17 protein-coding genes are annotated in these 19,018 nt (G+C 72.4%); 13 read left to right on the top strand and 4 right to left on the bottom strand.

Going from position 1 to position 19,018, the window contains the following annotated elements:
• The first annotated feature begins 35 nt into the window (after nt 1–35).
• The 8 genes from rpmI to OG782_RS06545 all read left to right on the top strand — a co-directional run bounded on the left by rpmI (nt 36) and on the right by OG782_RS06545 (nt 9,089).
• Nucleotides 36–230 (top strand): 50S ribosomal protein L35, encoded by a 195-nt coding sequence (gene rpmI / locus OG782_RS06580; protein WP_173311612.1) that lies wholly within the window; start codon nt 36–38, stop codon nt 228–230.
• A gap of 107 nt (nt 231–337) precedes the next feature.
• Complete coding sequence (gene rplT / locus OG782_RS06575) at nt 338–721, top strand: 50S ribosomal protein L20 (RefSeq protein WP_024494113.1); 384 nt, start codon at nt 338–340, stop codon at nt 719–721.
• A 111-nt stretch (nt 722–832) separates the two neighbouring features.
• On the top strand, nt 833–1,675 hold the full coding sequence (locus OG782_RS06570; RefSeq protein ID WP_406448450.1) for a TrmH family RNA methyltransferase: 843 nt from the start codon (nt 833–835) through the stop codon (nt 1,673–1,675).
• Between the two features lie 122 nt (nt 1,676–1,797).
• A complete protein-coding gene (locus OG782_RS06565) occupies nt 1,798–2,967 on the top strand; it encodes an ATP-binding protein (RefSeq protein ID WP_406448449.1) in 1,170 nt (389 codons plus the stop codon).
• 125 nt (nt 2,968–3,092) lie between these two features.
• The gene (pheS, locus tag OG782_RS06560; RefSeq protein ID WP_406448448.1) at nt 3,093–4,220 is read left to right on the top strand and encodes a phenylalanine--tRNA ligase subunit alpha; all 1,128 of its coding nucleotides are present in this window, start codon (nt 3,093–3,095) and stop codon (nt 4,218–4,220) included.
• Nucleotides 4,220–6,730, top strand: coding sequence for a phenylalanine--tRNA ligase subunit beta (pheT, locus tag OG782_RS06555; protein ID WP_406448447.1), 2,511 nt, complete (start codon nt 4,220–4,222; stop codon nt 6,728–6,730). Before pheS ends, pheT begins: the two co-directional genes overlap by 1 nt.
• Nucleotides 6,731–7,166: 436 nt before the next feature.
• Complete coding sequence (locus OG782_RS06550) at nt 7,167–8,507, top strand: transcriptional regulator (RefSeq protein WP_406448446.1); 1,341 nt, start codon at nt 7,167–7,169, stop codon at nt 8,505–8,507.
• 51 nt (nt 8,508–8,558) lie between these two features.
• Nucleotides 8,559–9,089: an NUDIX domain-containing protein gene (locus OG782_RS06545; RefSeq protein ID WP_406448445.1), complete on the top strand. Its 531-nt coding sequence runs from the start codon at nt 8,559–8,561 to the stop codon at nt 9,087–9,089.
• A 55-nt stretch (nt 9,090–9,144) separates the two neighbouring features.
• Here the strand turns inward: OG782_RS06545 and OG782_RS06540 are convergent, their stop codons facing one another.
• Entirely contained in the window at nt 9,145–10,005 is an 861-nt protein-coding gene (locus OG782_RS06540; protein ID WP_406448444.1) for a 3-hydroxybutyryl-CoA dehydrogenase, read from the bottom strand.
• A 188-nt stretch (nt 10,006–10,193) separates the two neighbouring features.
• Here OG782_RS06540 and OG782_RS06535 point away from each other — a divergent pair, with 188 nt between their 5' ends.
• Nucleotides 10,194–11,459 carry a glycoside hydrolase family 10 protein gene (locus OG782_RS06535; protein WP_406448443.1) on the top strand — a complete coding sequence of 422 codons (1,266 nt, stop codon included), beginning with the start codon at nt 10,194–10,196 and terminating at the stop codon, nt 11,457–11,459.
• A 72-nt stretch (nt 11,460–11,531) separates the two neighbouring features.
• Here the strand turns inward: OG782_RS06535 and OG782_RS06530 are convergent, their stop codons facing one another.
• Both OG782_RS06530 and OG782_RS06525 read right to left on the bottom strand, forming a co-directional pair.
• Nucleotides 11,532–11,732, bottom strand: a complete 201-nt coding sequence (locus OG782_RS06530) for a DUF1918 domain-containing protein (protein WP_406448442.1) — start codon at nt 11,730–11,732, stop codon at nt 11,532–11,534.
• Nucleotides 11,733–11,836: 104 nt separating this feature from the next.
• Nucleotides 11,837–12,859, bottom strand: a complete 1,023-nt coding sequence (locus OG782_RS06525; RefSeq protein WP_406448441.1) for a DMT family transporter — start codon at nt 12,857–12,859, stop codon at nt 11,837–11,839.
• Here OG782_RS06525 and OG782_RS06520 point away from each other — a divergent pair.
• The 4 genes from OG782_RS06520 (at nt 12,858) to OG782_RS06505 (ending at nt 16,669) form a co-directional block, all read left to right on the top strand.
• A complete protein-coding gene (locus OG782_RS06520; protein ID WP_406448440.1) occupies nt 12,858–14,327 on the top strand; it encodes a PLP-dependent aminotransferase family protein in 1,470 nt (489 codons plus the stop codon). The two genes, OG782_RS06525 and OG782_RS06520, sit on opposite strands and share 2 nt — an antisense overlap.
• Entirely contained in the window at nt 14,324–14,755 is a 432-nt protein-coding gene (locus tag OG782_RS06515; RefSeq protein WP_406448439.1) for a GNAT family N-acetyltransferase, read from the top strand. The genes OG782_RS06520 and OG782_RS06515 overlap by 4 nt, the downstream gene beginning before the upstream one ends.
• Nucleotides 14,756–14,816: 61 nt before the next feature.
• The gene (locus OG782_RS06510; RefSeq protein WP_406448438.1) at nt 14,817–15,383 is read left to right on the top strand and encodes a histidine phosphatase family protein; all 567 of its coding nucleotides are present in this window, start codon (nt 14,817–14,819) and stop codon (nt 15,381–15,383) included.
• Between the two features lie 134 nt (nt 15,384–15,517).
• Nucleotides 15,518–16,669, top strand: a complete 1,152-nt coding sequence (locus tag OG782_RS06505) for a serine hydrolase domain-containing protein (protein WP_406448437.1) — start codon at nt 15,518–15,520, stop codon at nt 16,667–16,669.
• Nucleotides 16,670–16,684: 15 nt separating this feature from the next.
• Here the strand turns inward: OG782_RS06505 and OG782_RS06500 are convergent, their stop codons facing one another.
• A complete protein-coding gene (locus tag OG782_RS06500; protein ID WP_406448436.1) occupies nt 16,685–18,925 on the bottom strand; it encodes an MMPL family transporter in 2,241 nt (746 codons plus the stop codon).
• Nucleotides 18,926–19,018: the final 93 nt, after the last annotated feature.

The raw sequence follows: 19,018 nt of genomic DNA, 5'->3' as shown, positions 1-19,018 counted from the left end.
GAGAGGGGCGCCACTGACGAGGAGAGAACGGCGCTATGCCGAAGAACAAGACGCACAGCGGTGCCAGCAAGCGCTTCAAGATCACCGGCTCCGGCAAGGTGCTCCGTGAGAAGGCCGGCAAGCGCCACCTGCTCGAGCACAAGTCGTCCAAGAAGACCCGCTCGCTGTCCGGCACGGTCGTCGTGGCTCCGGCCGACGCCAAGAAGATCAAGAAGCTTCTCGGCAAGTGAGGCCGTCGTTCCCGGTGACACCGGGAACGCGCCCTCGATCCGACCGGGACCAATTCGTTTCCGGGCCGTGTGAGTACGACCACGGCCCCGCTACAAGGAGTTAACAAGTGGCACGCGTCAAGCGGGCAGTCAACGCCCACAAGAAGCGCCGGGCAATTCTCGAGGCCGCCAGCGGTTACCGCGGTCAGCGCTCGCGCCTGTACCGCAAGGCCAAGGAGCAGGTCACCCACTCCCTGGTCTACAACTACAACGACCGCAAGAAGCGCAAGGGCGACTTCCGTCGGCTGTGGATCCAGCGCATCAACGCTGCGGCCCGCCAGAACGGCATGACGTACAACCGCCTCATCCAGGGTCTGAACGCCGCCAACATCGAGGTGGACCGCAAGATCCTGGCCGAGCTCGCGGTCAACGACGCCAACGCGTTCGCCGCCCTCGTCGAGGTTGCCCAGAAGGCCCTCCCGAGCGACGTCAACGCCCCGAAGGCCGCCTGATCCAGGCCGCACTTCTCGGTTTCCGAGCCGGACCCGCAGGCGCTCGCCGTCTGCGGGTCCGGTGCGTTGCACGACTTGCACCTTCGTACGCAGAGAGGCTCGCCGCCGACCATGGGCATCCCTGAACTGATCTCCCCGCGATCGCCACGGGTCGCCGCCGCCCGGCGGCTGGCCAGGCGCAACTTCCGCGGCAAGGAGCGCCGGTTCATCGCCGAGGGGCCGCAGGCCGTGCGCGAGGCCGCCGGCCACCGCGGCAGCGACGGCGAGCCGACCCTCCTCGAGCTGTTCGCCACCGTGGAGGCGGCCGAGCGCTACGAAGCCATCGTCGACGCCGCGCTCGACGCGGGCGCCCGGGTGCACCTCGCCGACAGCGAGGTCCTGGCCGACGTGTCGCAGACCGTCACCCCGCAGGGGCTGATCGGCGTCTGCCGCTTCCTCGACTCACCCTTCGACGCGGTCATCGCCGCACGGCCGAAGCTGGTCGCCGTCCTGGCGAACGTCCGTGACCCGGGGAACGCCGGTACGGTGCTGCGCTGCGCCGACGCCGCGGGCGCCGACGCGGTCGTCCTCACCGACGCCTCCGTGGACCTGTACAACCCCAAGTCCGTGCGCGCGTCCGCCGGTTCGCTCTTCCACCTGCCGGTCGCCGTCGGCGTCCCCGTCGAGCAGGCCGTGCAGGGCCTGCGGGACGCGGGCGTACGGATCCTTGCCGCGGACGGCGCGGGCGAGCACGACCTCGACGACGAGCTCGACGCGGGCACCATGGGCGGACCCACCGCCTGGGTCTTCGGCAACGAGGCCTGGGGCCTGCCCGAGGAGACCCGGGAACTGGCCGACGCCGTCGTGCGCGTGCCGATCCACGGCAAGGCGGAGAGCCTCAACCTGGCCACCGCCGCGGCGGTCTGTCTGTACGCCTCCGCCCGCGCCCAGCGCCCGGCCCGCGACGGCCGCTGACCCACCGCGTTGCGCCGCTCCCGGCGCAGAGCCCCCGCAGGGTGTCGCTCCGTCACCGACGACTAGTAGGGTGACGAACTCGGGGGCCCACTGCACCGGTTCGAGAGGTGGGGTACGGGAATATGGCTGTCGGCATGAGCGGGCCGCGGGCGACACACGCGGCCGTCGTGCGCGCCGCCGGGGACGCCGACGGGGACGCCGACGGCGTGAGCGTCGCGGACTTCGGACCGGGCGGCCGGGCGCTGGCGCTGGACCCCGACGACCTTCCCGACGGGCTCGTCGTCGCCGACGAGAGCGGCCGGGTCATCTGCTTCAACTCCGCCGCCGCACGGATCACCGCCGTGCCGGGCGCCTCGGCCCTCGGCCGCCCGCTGGAGCACGTACTGCCGCTGGAGGACCTCAAGGGCCGCCGCTGGTGGGAGCTGACCGACCCCTACGGCGGCCTCGCCACCCGCGTCGGACAGCCCGAACGCAACCTCCTGCTGCCCGGCGGCCGCGAGGTCCTCGTCTCCGCCCGCTACGTACGCGAGCGCCCGACCGGGCCCGTGCGCCGGGTCGTGGTCAGCCTGCGCGGCACCGAGGCCCGCCGCCGCAACGAACGCAGTCACGCCGAGCTCATCGCGACCGTCGCCCATGAGCTGCGCTCGCCGCTGACGTCCGTCAAGGGCTTCACCGCGACCCTGCTGGCCAAGTGGGAGAGGTTCACCGACGACCAGAAGCGGCTGATGCTGGAGACCGTCGACGCCGACGCCAACCGGGTTACCCGGCTCATCACCGAGCTCCTGGACATCTCCCGGATCGACTCGGGGCGACTCGAGCTGCGCCGCCAGCCCGTCGACCTCTCCGCCGCCGTCGAGCGCCATGTCCAGGCGCTCACCGCGTCCGGCCAGGACCCCGGCCGGTTCCTGGTCCGCACCTGCCAGCCGCTGCCCGCGGTGTGGGCCGACCCGGACAAGGTCGACCAGGTGCTCGGCAACCTGCTGGAAAACGCGGTGCGCCACGGCGAGGGAACCGTCACCATCGAGGTGGCACCCGCACCGGCGAAGAGCGACGAGAGGGGAGCGGCCGTCACTGTGAGCGACGAAGGTCCCGGCATCCCCGAGGAGTCGATGAGCCGTGTCTTCACCCGCTTCTGGCGGGGGAGCAAGCGCGGCGGCACCGGCCTGGGCCTCTACATCGTCAAGGGCATCGTCGAGGCGCACGGCGGCACGATCACGGTCGGCCGCGGCCCCGGGGGCGGCGCCGAGTTCCGATTTATCCTGCCCGTGAGCACGCCGGCCTACATGAAGTAGCGGGCCTGAGCGGACCACGGGCGGCCCCCGCATCCTGTGGCCCTTAGACTCGACCTTTGGCACCTTTGCGTCCTCCGGTCGTCGAGCGGGGCCGCGCCACCAGCCAATCGGAAGTACGGGAAGAGATGTCGGCACCGAACAAGTCGTACGACCCAGTCGAGGTCGAGGCACTGAAACCGGAAGAGATCGAGCGCATCCGGGACGAGGCGTTCGCCGCCTTCGCCGCCGCGGGCGACCTCGACGCGCTCGCCCAGGCGAAGACCGCGCACACCGGTGGTACCTCGCCCCTGTCGCTCGCCAACCGCGAGATCGGCGCACTGCCGCCGCAGGCCAAGGCCGAGGCGGGCAAGCGCGTGGGCCAGGCCCGCGCCGCCGTGGGCAGGGCCCTCGCGGCCCGCCAGACGGAGCTGGAGGCGGAGCGGGACGCCCGGGTCCTGGTCGAGGAGGCGGTGGACGTCACGCTGCCGTACGACCGCACCCCGGCCGGCGCCCGCCACCCGCTGACGACCATCATGGAGCGCGTCGCCGACGTCTTCGTGGCCATGGGCTACGAGGTCGCCGAGGGCCCCGAGGCCGAGGCCGAGTGGTTCAACTTCGACGCCCTGAACTTCGTGCCCGACCACCCGGCGCGGCAGATGCAGGACACCTTCTTCGTCCAGGGTGCCGACGGCGCCAAGAACGACGAGTCCGGTGTCGTCCTGCGCACGCACACCTCGCCGGTCCAGGCCCGCACCCTGCTCGACCGCGAGCCCCCCGTCTACGTCGTCTGCCCCGGCCGGGTCTACCGGACCGACGAGCTCGACGCCACGCACACCCCGGTCTTCCACCAGATCGAGCTGCTCGCCGTCGACGAGGGCCTCACCATGGCCGACCTGAAGGGCACCCTCGACCACATGGTCCAGGCGCTCTTCGGCCCGGACATGAAGACCCGGCTGCGGCCGAACTTCTTCCCGTTCACCGAGCCGTCCGCCGAGATGGACATGGTCTGCTACGTCTGCCGTGGCGAGTCCGTCGGCAACCCGGACCGCCCCTGCCGCACCTGCGGCAGCGAGGGCTGGATCGAGCTCGGCGGCTGCGGCATGGTCAACCCCAAGGTGCTCATCGCCTGCGGCGTCGACCCCCGGAAGTACAGCGGATTCGCCTTCGGGTTCGGCATCGAGCGGATGCTGATGTTCCGCCACAACGTAGAAGACATGCGAGACATGGTCGAAGGCGACGTCCGGTTCACCCGGCCCTTCGGGATGGAGATCTGATGCGCGTCCCGCTTTCCTGGCTGCGGGAGTACGTCGACCTGCCGCCCACCGAGACCGGCCGTGATGTACAGGCCAAGCTCGTCGACGTCGGCCTGGAGGTCGAGACGGTCGAGCAGATCGGCGCCGGCCTCAAGGGCCCGCTGGTCGTCGGAAAGGTGCTGACCATCGAGGAGCTGGAGGGCTTCAAGAAGCCCATCCGCTTCTGCACGGTGGACGTCGGCACCGCCAACGGCACCGGCGAGCCGCAGGAGATCGTCTGCGGAGCCCGTAACTTCGCCGTCGGCGACAAGGTCGTCGTGGTCCTGCCCGGCGCCGTGCTGCCCGGTGACTTCGCGATCGCCGCGCGCAAGACGTACGGCAGGACCTCGCACGGCATGATCTGCTCGACCGACGAGCTCGGCATGGGCGACGACGGCACGCACGGCATCATCGTGCTGCCGCCGGAGCACGAGGTGGGCACCGACGCGATCGAGCTGCTCCAGCTCGTCGACGAGGTCCTCGACATCGCCGTCACGCCCGACCGCGGCTACTGCCTGTCGATGCGCGGTGTCGCCCGTGAGACCGCCATCGCCTACGGCCTGCCGCTGCGCGACCCGGCGCTCCTGGACGTGCCCGCGCCCAACGCGTACGGCTACCCCGTCGAGGTCGCCGACCCGATCGGCTGCTCCCGCTTCACCGCGCGCACCGTGGTCGGCCTCCAGCCCGAGGCCCGGTCCCCGATCTGGATGCAGCGCCGGCTCCAGAAGGCCGGGATGCGGCCGATCTCGCTCGCCGTCGACGTCACCAACTACGTGATGCTCGAGCTCGGCCAGCCGCTGCACGCCTACGACCGGACCCGGATCGACGGTCCGATCGGGGTGCGCCGCGCCGAGCAGGGCGAGAAGCTCACCACGCTCGACGGCACGGTCCGCGTCCTGGACGCCGCCGACCTCGTCATCACCGACAACCGCGGGCCCATCGGCCTGGCGGGCGTCATGGGCGGGGCCAACACGGAGATCGCCGACGCCTCCGAGGGTGCGCACACCACCGAGGTCGTCATCGAGGCCGCGCACTTCGACGCGATCTCGATCGCCCGTACCGCGCGCCGCCACAAGCTGTCCTCCGAGGCGTCCAAGCGCTTCGAGCGCGGCGTCGACCCGCAGGCAGCGGCCGCGGCCGCGCAGCGCACCGTCGACCTGCTGGTGCTGCTCGCCGGCGGTACCGCCGAGGCCGGCGTCACCGAGGTCGCCGCCCCGTCCGGCCCCCGCACCATCACGATGGCGGCCGACCACCCCGACAAGGTGGCCGGTGTCGCGTACGGCCGCGAGACCGTCGTACGCCGCCTCCAGGAGGTCGGCTGCGACGTCTACGGGCAGGACGAGCTCCTCGTCACCGCCCCGTCCTGGCGGCCCGACCTGAACGAGCCGAACGACCTCGCCGAAGAGGTCATCCGGCTGGAGGGCTACGAGAACCTCCCCTCCACGCTCCCGACGCCGCCCTCCGGCCGCGGGCTCACCGACCGCCAGCGGCTGCACCGCCGGGTCGGCCGGGCACTCGCCGGTGCGGGCTACGTCGAGGCGCTGAACTACCCGTTCACCGGCGAAGCCGTCCTGGACCAGCTGGGCCTGGACGCGGACGACGCCCGCCGCCGTACCGTCCGGCTCGTCAACCCGCTCTCCGACGAGGAGCCGTCGCTGCGCACCACGCTGCTGCCGGGCCTCCTCGGCGCACTGCGGCGCAACGACGGCCGCGGCAGCCACGACCTGGCGCTCTTCGAGACCGGTCTCGTCTTCAGGCCCACCGGCCAGGAGACGAAGCCCGTCCGGCTGCCCGTCGACCGGCGCCCCTCGGACGAGGAGATCGCCTCCCTCAACGCCGCGCTGCCGCGTCAGCCGCGCCATGCCGCCGTCGTCCTCGCGGGCGCCCGCGAGCAGGCCGGCTGGTGGGGCAAGGGCCGCCCGGCCGACTGGGCGGACTCCGTCGAGGCCGCCCGCACCATCGCCCGTGAGGCCGGTGTCGACCTGACGGTCCGCGCCGACCGGCACGAGCCGTGGCACCCGGGCCGCTGCGCCGCGCTGTACGTGACGGTCAACGGCGAGGAGACGCTCTTCGGGCACGCCGGTGAGCTGCACCCGCGCGTCGTCAAGGAGCTCCACCTGCCGGAGCGCACCTGCGCCATGGAGGTCGAGCTCGACGTTCTGGAGCAGGCAGCCGACGGCGCCCTCCAGGCTCCGCGGATCTCCACCTTCCCGGTGGCGACCCAGGACGTCGCGCTGATCGTCGGCCAGGACGTTCCCGCCGCCGATGTGGAGCAGGCGCTGCGCGCGGGCGCCGGTGAACTCCTGGAGTCGCTGCGGCTGTTCGACGTCTTCACGGGTGAGCAGATCGGTGAGGGCCGCAAGTCCCTGGCGTACGCGCTGCGGTTCCGTGCCGCGGACCGCACGCTGACCGTCGACGAGGCGAGCGCCGCCCGGGACGCGGCGGTGGCGCTGGCCGCCGTGCGTACGGGCGCGGTGCTGCGCGGCGCGTAAGGCTCCACGCGGTTCCGCACACAGTGAGGAGGGGCGTATCCGGTCACCGGATACGCCCCTCCTGTGTGCTCGCACAGGGGCGAGGACCGCACGCGGGCTCCGGCCCGGCCCGGGGGAACCCGGTTCCCGGCCGGCCCCGAAGCCACCCTCCGATCCGTGGGCAGTGGGTCGTGCGATCCGGCGCCGTCCGCACTGCCGCGGAGTGTCGGGCAGGTCGGCAGAACGGACGGCGCGGGTGCGGGTCGCCATGCTGTACGAGGGGGAGCAGACGACCCGGCCGCCTCTTGCGAGGGACTCAGTCAAGCGATCCGCGGACCGGCGCAACAGAGTGCGCAGCGGGACGGTTCGGGCATTCCGTTCACACCCCGTGTGAATCGTGCTCCACTGGGGCGACACGTCCTGGCGTGCCGAACCACCGGAGGGGGCAATGGGGGCCATGGAGCCCAACACTCTGCTAGAGGCTCTGATCGACGAGGCGGGCTTCTCCCGGGCCGGGCTCGCCGCACATGTGAACCAGGCCGGCCGCGCCCGGGGACTGTGCCTGCGCTACGAACACACCGCCGTCGCCCGCTGGCTGAAGGGCCAGCGGCCGCGCGGCCAGGTGCCCGACCTGATCTGCGAAGTGCTGGGCAACCGCCTGAACAGGGCCGTCTCGCTCGACGGCATCGGTCTGGCCGCCGACGGCGGCCACCCGCCCGCGCAGGGCTCCTCGCTCACCGGGTTCGTCGAGCGGGCCACGGCCCTGTGGCGCTCGGACGAACAGCAGCGCCCGCATGCCGTCGCCGCCCCGGCGGTCACCGGAACCACCGCGGTGATGCCCGTCTGGGAGTGGGAGAACCCGCCGGAGGACGCCGACGTGTCCCGGGCCGGCCCGACCCGCGTCTGCGCGGCCGACATAGCGACCCTTCGGGCCGCCCGTGCCCACTACGAACTGATGTACCGCAGGGCAGGCGGAATCGCGACGCGTTCGCGCATCGTCGGCTTCCTCAACGCCGAGACCGCCCCGCTGCTGCGCGGCGGCTACAGCGATGCGATGGGGCGTCAGCTGCACCGCGCCACGGGCGCTCTGGTGGCCGTCGCCGGCATCTGCGCCTACGACTCCGACGCGCACGGGCTCGCCCAGCGCTACTTCCACCAGGCGCTGCGCCTGGCCAAGGCGAGCGGGGACCGGGGGCTCGGCGGCTATGTGATCGCCCTGCTGGTCAACCAGTCGCTGTTCCTGGCCGATTACCGGCAGTCCGTCGCCTTCGCCGAGGCGGCGCTGCGGGCCGCCGGCCGCGACATCACGCCCGCACTGGCCGCGGATCTCCATGCGATGCAGGCCAAGGCGTACGCCCGTCTCGGGGACCGGGCCGGTGCCCGGGAGTGCATCCGGCGTGCCGAGTCGGAGGCCGGACGCATCCGGCCCGGCCAGGAGCCGGACGAGACGGGGTACGTCCAGCCGGGCCTGGTCGACGTACAGGTGGCGGAGGCTCTGCTCGGTCTCGGGGATCTGCCGGCGGCCAGGGCGCACGCCGCGGCCGCGGTGCGCACCCCCGCGCACGACCGGGGCCGGGTCCACCGGCTGGCGATGCTGACCACGATCGAGCTGCGGCAGGGCGAGGCCGACCGGGCCGCGGTGACGGCCGCGGAAATGGCGGAACGGGTCAGGGGCATGGAGTCGCAGCGGCTGCGCGACCGGCTGCGGACGGTGCGCGAGCATCTGGTCGCGAGCGGCAGCGCCGAGGCGGAGCGGGCCGCCGAACTCGTCGACGCATCCCTGCGCGTACCGCTGTGAGCCCAGGTCTGCTGCGATATGGCCACCTACGAGTCAGAAGGTGGCAGAACTGTGCAGTGGACGAACCTGAACGAACAGACTGTGTACGAGAATCGCTGGTTCCGGGTCAATCAGGCGGATGTCGTCCTGCCCGACGGTGACCACCTCGACCACTACGTCATCCGGCTCCGCCCCGTCGCCGCGGCCACCGTCGTCAACGAGGCCAACGAGGTCCTGCTGCTCTGGCGGCACCGCTTCATCACCGACAGCTGGGGCTGGGAGATCGCCGCGGGTGTGGTCGAGGACGGCGAGAGCCCGAGCGCGGCGGCCGCCCGGGAGATGGAGGAGGAGACCGGCTGGCGCCCCGGACCGCTGCGTCCGCTGCTGACGCTGGAACCGTCGAACGGGCTCACCGATGCCCGGCACCACTTCTACTGGGGCGAGGAGGCCGGCTGGACCGGCGACCCCAGCGACGCCTTCGAGTCCTCGCGGCGCGAGTGGATACCGCTCAAGCTGGTGCCCGACATGATCGCCCGTGGCGAGGTCCCGGCCGCGGGAATGGCGGCCGGGCTGATGATGCTCCACCACTTACGGCTCGGCTGAACCGTCACCGCGTGCGAGGGACCGGCCGGCCCCTCGCACGCGGCGGTGAGCGGTGTCAGGCGTACGGGTAGAAGCCGGACCCCGTCTTGCGGCCGAGCCGCCCCGCGTCCACCATCCGCTGGAGCAGCGGGGGAGCGGCGTACAGCGGCTCTTTGTACTCGGCGTACATCGAGTCGGCGACCGAGGCCACGGTGTCCAGGCCGATGAGATCGGCGAGCTTGAGCGGACCCATCGGGTGCGCGCAGCCCATCTCCATGCCGTTGTCGATGTCCTCGCGGCTGGCGATACCCGACTCGAACATCCGGATCGCGGAGAGCAGGTACGGGATCAGCAGCGCGTTGACGACGAAGCCGGAGCGGTCCTGGGCGCGGATAGGGTGCTTGCCCAGCACGTCCTGCACCATGGCCTCGGCCCGCTTGACCGTCTCGTCCGACGTGGTCAGCGCGGGGATCAGCTCGACGAGCCGCTGCACCGGGGCCGGGTTGAAGAAGTGGATGCCGATGACCTGGTCCGGGCGGGAGGTCGCGACGGCCAGCTTCACCAGCGGGATCGAGGAGGTGTTGGAGGCCAGGATCGCGTCCTTCCTGGTCACCACCTGGTCGAGCACCTGGAAGATCTCGGTCTTGACCCCCTCGTTCTCCACCACTGCCTCGATGACGAGATCGCGGTCGGCGAACTCTCCGAGGTCAGTGGTGAAGCTGAGACGCGCCAGGGTCTCGTCGCGCTCGTGAGCGGTGATCTTGCCGCGTTCGGCCGCCTTCGAGAGGGAGTTGTGGAGCCGGGTGCGGCCGATCTCCAGCGCCTCGCCGGTGGTCTCGGCCACCCTGACCTCGAGGCCGCTGCGGGCGCACACCTCCGCGATGCCTGCGCCCATCTGGCCACAGCCCACCACTCCGACGCGTGCAATGTCGGCCATAGAGTCCGTCACCTCGTGCCTTTCGCTGTTCTCCGTTCGGCGGCTTCCGTCTGATTCCGGGCTCCACCACGACCCCACGACGTTACTCCGCGCCCTGCCCGGGATCAGGGGCCGGGGCGGGCATGCTCGGCTCTGTGCCCGGAATGCGGGGATGCGGACCAGAGCAGAGAGACGGCAGGTGCAGCGATATGCGGCAAATGGCCCGAAGGAGCTTTGTGGCGGGTGCGGCCGGGGCTGTGGCCTCGCTCACGGCGGCCGGTGACGCCGCCGCGGCCCCGCGGGAATCCGGTCGTCCCGGCCGCGCGGGCGGTTCCCGCGATGTGCTGCGGCGCGAGCTCCGCGGCATGTGGGTGGCCACCGTCGCCAATGTCGACTGGCCCTCGGCTCCGGGCCTGCCGGCCTCCACACAGCGGGCCGAACTCATCGCCTACCTCGACGAGGCCGTCGAGCGGCGGCTGAACGCGGTGATCCTCCAGGTCCGCCCGTCCGCCGACGCGCTCTGGCCCTCGCCGTACGAGCCGTGGGCCCAGTGCCTCACCGGAGTCCAGGGCAAGGACCCCGGCTGGGACCCGCTGGGCACGGCCGTCCAGGAGGCGCACAGCCGCGGGCTGGAACTGCACGCCTGGTTCAACCCGTACCGGGTCGCCAACCACACCGACCCCTCCCGGCTGACCGCCACCCACCCCGCGCGGCTCCACCCCGGCTGGATCCTGCCGTACGGCGGGAGGCTGTACTACAACCCGGGGCTGCCCGAGGTCCGCAGCTTCGTCCAGGACGCGATGCTCGACGCCGTCCGCCGCTACGACATCGACGCCGTCCACTGGGACGACTACTTCTACCCGTACCCGGCGGCCGGACAGGAGTTCGCGGACGGTGCCACGTACGCGAAGTACGGGGCGGGCTTCCCCGACAGGGCCGCCTGGCGGCGCGCCAACACCGACAAGCTGGTGCACGAGACGGCCGAGCGGATCAAGGCGGTCAAGCCGGGCGTCCGGTTCGGCATCAGCCCGTTCGGTGTATGGCGCAACGCCTCCACCGATCCGCTCGGCTCGCCGGGCGACGCGGGTGTGCAGACGTACGACGATCTGTACGCCGACACCCGCGGCTGGATCAAGAAGGGCTGGATCGACTACATCTGCCCGCAGCTCTACTGGAACATCGGCTTCGCCCCGGCCGACTACGCACAGCTGCTGCCCTGGTGGGATGACGTGGTACGGGGCACGGGCGTCGACCTCTTCATCGGCGAGGCCCTCTACAAATCCGGCGACTCCGCCCAGCCCGCCGCCTGGCAGGACCCGGCGGAGCTCTCCCGCCACATCGACTTCGCCGCCGGGTACGACCAGGTCCGCGGCCACGTCTTCTTCTCGGGGAAGGACGTGGTCGCGGACCGCGCGGGCGCCATGGCTCAGGTGGTGGCCGATCACTACCGGACGCGGGCGCGCCCGCCCCGCTGACCGGCCGCCCCCAGGGCTTTCCGTTTGGATCATGCCGGGCTCGCGGGTCCGGCATGATCCGGACGAGAGACCCTACGCCGGGTCCCGGCCGGCGGTGTGCTGGACGATGCTGTCGGGGCCCGGGGCGATCAGATGCTCGTGTCCGTCGTCGGAACGGACCCGGTACGGGGGAGTGCCTCCGTCCCCGAGCACTTCGACGATCTCTGCGACCCGGTCGTGCTGTCCCACGGTCCTGCCGTGCGTCAGCAGCCGGTCGCCCATGTGTGCCTCCATCGGGAGTGACCTCCTCACGGGTGGCGTTCCATGTCGACAAGTCTATGACCGGGTGGCGTCTTCGCCCGGTGGCGCGGACGCCACCCCCGCCACGGACGGCCCGGTCACCGCCGTGGCGGGCGGCCGGCCCCCGCGCGCTGGGTGACCGCGATGCAGACGAGGACCGCGACCGCCGCCACCGGAGCCGCCGCCGCGATGTCCTCCCCGAGCAGGAAGAACGACCAGAACAGGGTCAGCAGGGGCTGGGCGAGCTGTAGCTGGCTGGCCCGTGCCACACCGATCTCCGCCATGCCGCGGTACCAGACGTAGAGGCCGAAGAAGGTGGAGACCGCCGACACCCAGACCAGGCCGATCACCCCGTGCGCGGTCAGCCGCACCGGCTCGAACGGCAACGCGAGGGCGGCGCCCGCCACCGAGAGCGGCAGGGTGAGGATCAGCGCCCAGCCGGTCACCTGCCAGCCCGGCATCACCTTCGCCAGCCTGCCCCCCTCGGTGTACCCCGCCGCGCACACCAGCAGGGCGGCGAACAGGAAGAGATCGCCCGCCGACACCGTGCCGTCGCTCTGCAGCAGGGTGAAGACGATCACCACGGCCGCCCCGGCGAGCGCCGCGATCCAGAACGCACGGGGAGGGCGCGCTCCGGTCCGTACGGAGGAGAACACCGCCGTGGTCAGCGGCAGCAGCCCCACCACCACCGCGGCATGCGAGGTCGTCGAGGTCTGCAGCGCCAGCGTGGTCAGCAGCGGGAACCCGACCACCACACCGCCCGCGACCACCGCCAGACCGGCCCAGTGCTCCCGCGCCGGCACCCGCACCCGGGCCGCGAGCAGCAGACCGCCCGAGAGCGCGGCGGCCAGCAGGCTGCGCAGCGCCACCAGGGACCAGGGCCCGAAGCTCTCCAGGCCCCATGCGGTGGAGGGGGAGGTCAGCGAGAACGTGACGACCCCTAGCAGGGCGAGCAGCGTCCCGCTCCGGCCGGCGGCGGGGAGCAAGGGGCCGGCGGGGTGCGCAACCCCCGCAGGGCCGGGCGATGCCGGGCCGTTCGCCGCGGGGCCGCCGGGGTGTGCACCCGCCGCCGGGCCGGCCGCTATCGTGGAGCCGGGAGTAGCGCTATCCTGTGCTGTCATGCATGAGCGTAGCAGTGTGGCCGATCTGGCCAGCAACCTCCGGAGCGAGCTGAACCGCTACTCGCCCGGTGAGAAGCTTCCGTCCAGCCGGTCCCTCGTGGAACGCTTCCGGGCCAGCCCCGTGACCGTCTCGCGGGCCATCGCGCAGCTCGCCACGGAAGGGCTCGTCGTCACCCGCCCCGGAGCCGGTGCGTTCCGGGCGCACCCCCGCGGCGACGTACCGCCCCCCGGTGACACCTCCTGGCAGGAGGTGTCACTCAGCGGCGACGGCAGCCCCGGGGCCGTGCCGCGCACCGTCGACGCGTCCGGCGTCCTGGTCTCCCTGGCCGCCCCGCCCACCGGCGTCATCGAGTTCAACGGCGGCTACCTGCACAGCTCGCTCCAGCCCGAACGCGCCCTGGCGGCCGCCCTGGCCCGGGCCGGCCGCCGTCCGGGGGCCTGGAGCCGCCCGCCCACCGACGGACTCACCGAGCTGCGCGCCTGGTTCGCCCGCGAGATCGGACCCGCGTTCACCGCAGCCGACGTGCTGATCACCGCGGGTGGCCAGAGCGCCCTGGCCACCGCCCTGCGGGCGCTCGCCCCGGCCGGCGCGCCCGTACTCGTCGAGTCGCCCACCTACCCCGGCATGCTGGCCGCCGCCCGCGCCGCCGGACTGCGTCCGGTGCCCGTCCCGGTCGACGCGGACGGCGTCCGCCCCGACCTGCTCGCGGAGGCGTTCCGGGCCACCGGGGCCCGGGTCTTCGTGTGCCAGCCCCTGTTCCAGAACCCGACCGGCACGGTCCTCGCCGAGGGCAGGCGCTCCGAGGTCGTCCGGATCGCCCGGGAGGCCGGGGCGTTCGTCGTCGAGGACGACTTCGCCCGCTTCCTCGTCCATGACGACGCGGGCCCGCTGCCGCGCCCGTTGGCCGCCGACGACCCCGACGGAGTCGTCGTCCACGTCTGCTCCCTCACCAAGGCCGCCTCGCCCAGTCTCCGGGTGGGCGCGCTCGCCGCCCGCGGCCCGGTCCTCGAACGGCTGCGCGCCATCCAGATCGTCGACAGCTTCTTCGTTCCCCGGCCGCTCCAGGAAGCCGCCCTGGAACTCGTCGGTTCACCGGCCTGGGGCCGCCATCTGCGTTCCGTCTCCACCGAGTTGAGGGCCCGCCGCACCGCCATGACCGTGGCGCTGCGCCAGGGTCTGCCCGGTCTCTCGCTGCAGCACATCCCGGTGGGCGGCGGCTGTCTGTGGCTGCGGCTGCCCGATGCCGAAGCCGGCACGGACGAGTCCGCGATGGTGGCCGCCGCGCTGCGCGCCGGCGTCGCCGTCGCGCCGGGCCGGCCGTACTTCTGCGCCGAACCCCCGGCGCCCCAGGTCCGGTTGAGCTTCTGCGCCGTCGCCGGACCGGCGGAGATCGCCGAGGGGGTGCGCCGGCTGCGTACCGCCTGGGAAGGGACCCTGGCCACCTCGGCCGATAGTCTCCGGCCATGAACGAAACGCAACCGCTCCGTTACGAGATCTCGTCCGATCCTGCCCGGCTCGATGGCGCCCGGATCCACGACTGGCTCTCCAACGACGCCTACTGGGCCGAGGGCCGCACCCGGGAACACCAGGACCTGGCCATCGCCGGCTCGCTCAACTTCGGGGCCTACGACACGGTGACGGGCGAACAGGCCGGGTACGCCCGCGTGGTGACCGACCTCGCCACCTTCGCCTGGCTCTGCGACGTGTACGTCGACCGCCCCGCCCGCGGACACGGCATCGGCGGCCGGCTCGTCACCGCCGCGCGCGACCACCTCGCCCCGCTGGGCGTCCGCAGGTTCCTGCTCGCCACGGCCGACGCCCACGGTGTGTACGAGAAGGTCGGTTTCCAGCCGCTCGAGAACCCGGACCAGTGGATGTGCCTCCGGTTCGGCTGAGCCGGAAGCGCTTGCGGACGCACTCTTGACCTGTCGTGCGATCGGCTCCACGATCTCGCCCATGAGTGTTCGAGTCTCGCTCGTCGCCGCAGCGCGCAGTTCCTCCCTGCTCGGCGAGCGCTTCGACGACGACCGGCCGCTCGACGAGGCCGGCTGGCACGCGGTGCAGTTCGCCGCCCCGGCCCTGATACCCCTGGGCGCGGCCGAACTGCGCTACTGCTCGCCGACCGCCCGCAGCCGGGCCACCGGCGAGGCGCTCGGCTTCGCCCCCCTGGTCCAGCCCGCGCTGCGCGACTGCGACATGGGGCGGTGGCGGGGCTGCACGCTCTCGGACGTCACCGCGCGCGAACCGGCGGCCGTGAACGCCTGGCTGACGGACCCGCGCTCCGCCCCGCACGGCGGCGAACCGCTGCTCGCGTTCATCTCGCGGATCGGGGGCTGGCTGGACACCCGACCCGCCTGTGACGGGGCGATCGTCGCGGTCGCCGAACCCGCCGTCGTCCGGGCCGCCCTGGTCTACGCGCTGAACGCCCCGCCGTCGACGTACTGGAACGTCGATGTCCGTCCGCTCTCCACCATCACCCTCACCGGCCTGCCGCGCCGCTGGAGCCTGCGCCTGGAGACCTGAGCGCGCCGGCGCAGCGCCCCTCGGTCGGCCCGTGCAGGATCGCGGCGCCCATCCCTTCCCGTCGGTCCGACCAGTCGGTACGTTGTCCGGGAACCAGGTCCGACCCGGCACGCACCGGGCGAGGGAGGTCCCCTGTGCCGCAGATCCACGGCCACTGCGACGAGCGGTTCTCCGCGGTGCGCAGCGCCTTCGAGGCGAACTTCCACGAGCGCGGCGAACTGGGTGCGGCCGTCACCGTCCTGGTCGACGGAGCACCCGTGGCCGACCTCTGGGGAGGCTGGGCGGACCGCGCCCGCACCCGTCCCTGGGAACGGGACACGCTGGTCAACGTCTGGTCCACCACCAAGGGGCCGGTCGCGCTCTGCGCCCACATCCTCGCCGACCGGGGCCTGCTCGACCTCGACGCCCCGGTCGCCGCGTACTGGCCGGAATTCGCCGCGGCGGGCAAGGAGGCCGTGCTCGTCCGGCATCTGCTCTCCCACCGTGCGGGCCTGGCGGGACTCCGCGAACCGCACACCCTGGCCGAGCTCTACGACTGGGAACTGACCACCGCCCGGCTCGCCGCGACCGAACCGTGGTGGGAGCCGGGCACCAGGTCCGGATACCACGCGCTCACCTACGGCTTCCTGGTCGGCGAGGTGATCCGCCGCGTCAGCGGCGTGCTGCCGGGGGAGTTCCTGCGACAGGAGGTGACCGGACCGCTCGGCATCGACTTCACCGTCGGCCTGCCTCAGAAGGAGGCGCCGCGCGTCGCCGAGCTCGTCGTCCCGAAGGCGGACCGGGCCCGGCAGGCCGCGTACTTCGCGCAGATGGAGCCCGTCGCCGTCGCCTCGCTGCTCAATCCGCCCACGGGTGCGGCGGCCGCCAACACCCCCGAGTGGCGCGCGGCGCAGATCCCGGCCGCCAACGGCCACGGCACGGCACGGGCGGTCGCCGCGCTCTACGGCGTCCTGGCCGGGCGGGGCAGCCTGGACGGCCGGCGGATCCTGTCCGAGACGGCTGCCGAACGGGTCCGCGAGGGCCAGGGCAGCTGCCGCGATCTGGTGCTGGGTGCGGGGTTCGCCCACGAGACGGAGATCGCGCTCGGCCTCTGGCTGAGCGGGCCCGACCGCTCGTACGGCCCCAACCCGCGCGCCATCGGCCACGACGGCGCGGGCGGCTCCTGCGGCCTCGCCGACCCGGAGAACGGCGTCGCGCTGGGCTACGTCATGAACAGCATGGGCCCGCACATCGCGAACGACCCGCGCAGGACGGCGCTGACGGAGGCCGTGTACGCGTCCCTGTGACCCCCGGACAGGCCGTCACGCGGCGGCCACCGGCGGGACCGATTCGCCCTCGGTGTCGATGTGGGGAAGCACCCGGTCCAGCCACCGAGGACACCACCAGGCCTTGCGCCCCAGCAGCGTCATCACCGCAGGCACCAGCAGCAGCCGGACGATCGTGGCGTCGACGAGGACGCTGACCGCCAGCCCGAGCCCCAGCATCTTGATCACGATGGTGTCGCTGAGGATGAAGGCGGCGAACACGCTGACCATGATCAGGGCGGCACAGGTGATCACCCGGGCGGTGATCTCCAGCCCGTGCGCCACGGCCCCCTTGCTGTCCTCGGTGCGCAGCCACGCCTCGTGCACGCGCGAGATCAGGAACACCTCGTAGTCCATGCTCAGCCCGAAGACGATCGCGAACATCATCATCGGCACATAGCTCTCGATGGGCACCGTCCCGGAGACGCCCAGCGAGGGACCGCCCCAGCCCCACTGGAAGACCGCCACCACCACCCCGTACGAGGCGGCGATCGACAGGAGGTTGAGGACGGCGGCCTTCACCGCGACCAGGACGCCGCGGAACACGATCAGGATGATCACGAAGGCCAGACCGACCACGACGGCGATGATGAGGGGAAGACGGCTGACGATGATGTCGAGGAAGTCCTCCTGCGCCGCGGTCGTTCCGGTCACATAGGCGGATGCCGCGGTGCCGGACACGCCCTGCGGCAGGACATCGTCCTTGAGGTGGTTGAAGAGCGTGGTCGTGCCCGCGTCCTGCGGGGCCTCGGTGGAGACGGCGCTGCCGATGAGCAGCGCGCCGTCGTCCGTCGGCTGGAGCGGGCTCACACTGGCCGCGCCCGGGACATCGGTGAGCGCCTTCTGGAGGCTGCTCGCCAGCGCCGAGCGGTCCGCGCTCGGCACCGCCTGCTGATCGACGACCAGGGTGAAGGGACCGTTGGCGCCGGGACCGAACCCGGTGGAGATGAGGTCGAACGCGCGGCGGTCGGTGAAGCTGGTCGGATCGGCTCCGTCGTCGATGTGCCCGAGCCGGATGGAGAACAGGGGGATCGCGAGGACCCCCACCACGACGAGTCCGGCGAGCAGGAACCACCAGGGCCGGCGCTCCACCCGCTGGGCGTACCGGTGCCAGCCGCCCTGCGACGGGGTGCCGGGTGCCGCCCCGCCCTCGGCGACCGGCGGCCGGACCCGGTAGCGGTCGATCCGCCTGCCGACGAGGCCGAGCAGGGCCGGGACCAGGGTGAGCGCGCCGATGACCGCGGTGATCACGGTGACCGCGGCGGCTGCGCCCAGTTTGCCGATGAAGCTCACCCGGGAGACGTACAGTCCGGCCAGCGCGACGATGACGGTGCAGCCGGAGACCAGCACGGCCCGCCCGCTGGTCGCCACCGCCCGGCCGGCGGACTGCACGGGATCGGCGCCGTCCTTGACGAGCTGGCGGTGACGCGTGATCAGGAACAGGGCGTAGTCGATCCCGACGCCCAGTCCGATCATGGTGGCGAGCGTGGGCGAGACGCTCGCGAAGGTGGTGGCCGCCGCCACCAGCGCCAGACAGCTCAGCCCGACGATCACACTGATGAGCGCGGTGAGCAGCGGTACGCCCGCGGCGATGATGCTGCCGAATCCGATGAGCAGCACCACCACCGCGACGGCGAACCCGATGGCCTCGCTGGTCAGGTCCGTGGTCTCGGGCCTGGCGAGCTCGCCCAGCGGGCCGCCGTACTCGACCTGCACGCCGGCGGTGCGCAGCGGCTTCACCGCCGTGTCGACCTCGTCGAGGTAGGCGTGGTCCAGCGAGGTCGGGTTCACGTCGAACCGCACGGTGATGTACCCCGTCTTGCCGTCCTTGGACAGCGCGGTGGACGTCGCCGAGGACGAGGAGGGCAGCGGGTTCTGGGCGGACAGCACGTGCGGCAGCTTCTGCAGGTTGCCCACCACCTGGTCGACCTGGCTCTGCACGTCGGTCAGGGGCTTCTGGGCATCGTGCAGGACCACCTGCGCACCGGTGCCGCCCGCGGCGGGATCGTGCGCCTTCAGCAGCTCGGCGCCCGTGTTCGACTGGGTGCCGGGCAGGTTGAAGTCGTCGGAGTACGTTCCGCCGAACGCGCTCTGGAGCGCGTGCAGCCCGCCGAGTGCGACCAGCCAGGCGACGATGACCACGACGAAATGGCGTGCGCACCATTCGCCCAGCCGCAGCAGCCACCCCCCGCGGGGTTTCGCCGGTGCCGCGTACGTGCTGCTGCTGGGCGGGGCCATGCGTTCTCCCGGAGGAAGGGACGGGCCGTTCAGCCGGGGCGCGCCGCGCCCTGTGTCCACTTCGAGAACGTAGATGCCGCTGCGGCGGGCGGG

The sequence above is a fragment of the Streptomyces sp. NBC_00876 genome, from assembly GCF_045207435.1.
In the GTDB taxonomy this organism is placed as follows: Bacteria; Actinomycetota; Actinomycetes; order Streptomycetales; family Streptomycetaceae; genus Streptomyces.
This window is presented reverse-complemented; position numbering and strand designations above follow the sequence as displayed.

Coding starts and splice junctions, on each gene's coding strand:
- rpmI (WP_173311612.1), top strand. CDS start 36: ATGCCGAAGAACAAGACGCACAGCGGTGCCAGCAAGCGCTTCAAGATC.
- OG782_RS06570 (WP_406448450.1), top strand. CDS start 833: ATGGGCATCCCTGAACTGATCTCCCCGCGATCGCCACGGGTCGCCGCC.
- OG782_RS06565 (WP_406448449.1), top strand. CDS start 1,798: ATGGCTGTCGGCATGAGCGGGCCGCGGGCGACACACGCGGCCGTCGTG.
- pheS (WP_406448448.1), top strand. CDS start 3,093: ATGTCGGCACCGAACAAGTCGTACGACCCAGTCGAGGTCGAGGCACTG.
- pheT (WP_406448447.1), top strand. CDS start 4,220: ATGCGCGTCCCGCTTTCCTGGCTGCGGGAGTACGTCGACCTGCCGCCC.
- OG782_RS06550 (WP_406448446.1), top strand. CDS start 7,167: ATGGAGCCCAACACTCTGCTAGAGGCTCTGATCGACGAGGCGGGCTTC.
- OG782_RS06540 (WP_406448444.1), bottom strand. CDS start 10,005: ATGGCCGACATTGCACGCGTCGGAGTGGTGGGCTGTGGCCAGATGGGC.
- OG782_RS06535 (WP_406448443.1), top strand. CDS start 10,194: ATGCGGCAAATGGCCCGAAGGAGCTTTGTGGCGGGTGCGGCCGGGGCT.
- OG782_RS06530 (WP_406448442.1), bottom strand. CDS start 11,732: ATGGAGGCACACATGGGCGACCGGCTGCTGACGCACGGCAGGACCGTG.
- OG782_RS06520 (WP_406448440.1), top strand. CDS start 12,858: ATGCATGAGCGTAGCAGTGTGGCCGATCTGGCCAGCAACCTCCGGAGC.
- OG782_RS06525 (WP_406448441.1), bottom strand. CDS start 12,859: ATGACAGCACAGGATAGCGCTACTCCCGGCTCCACGATAGCGGCCGGC.
- OG782_RS06515 (WP_406448439.1), top strand. CDS start 14,324: ATGAACGAAACGCAACCGCTCCGTTACGAGATCTCGTCCGATCCTGCC.
- OG782_RS06510 (WP_406448438.1), top strand. CDS start 14,817: ATGAGTGTTCGAGTCTCGCTCGTCGCCGCAGCGCGCAGTTCCTCCCTG.
- OG782_RS06500 (WP_406448436.1), bottom strand. CDS start 18,925: ATGGCCCCGCCCAGCAGCAGCACGTACGCGGCACCGGCGAAACCCCGC.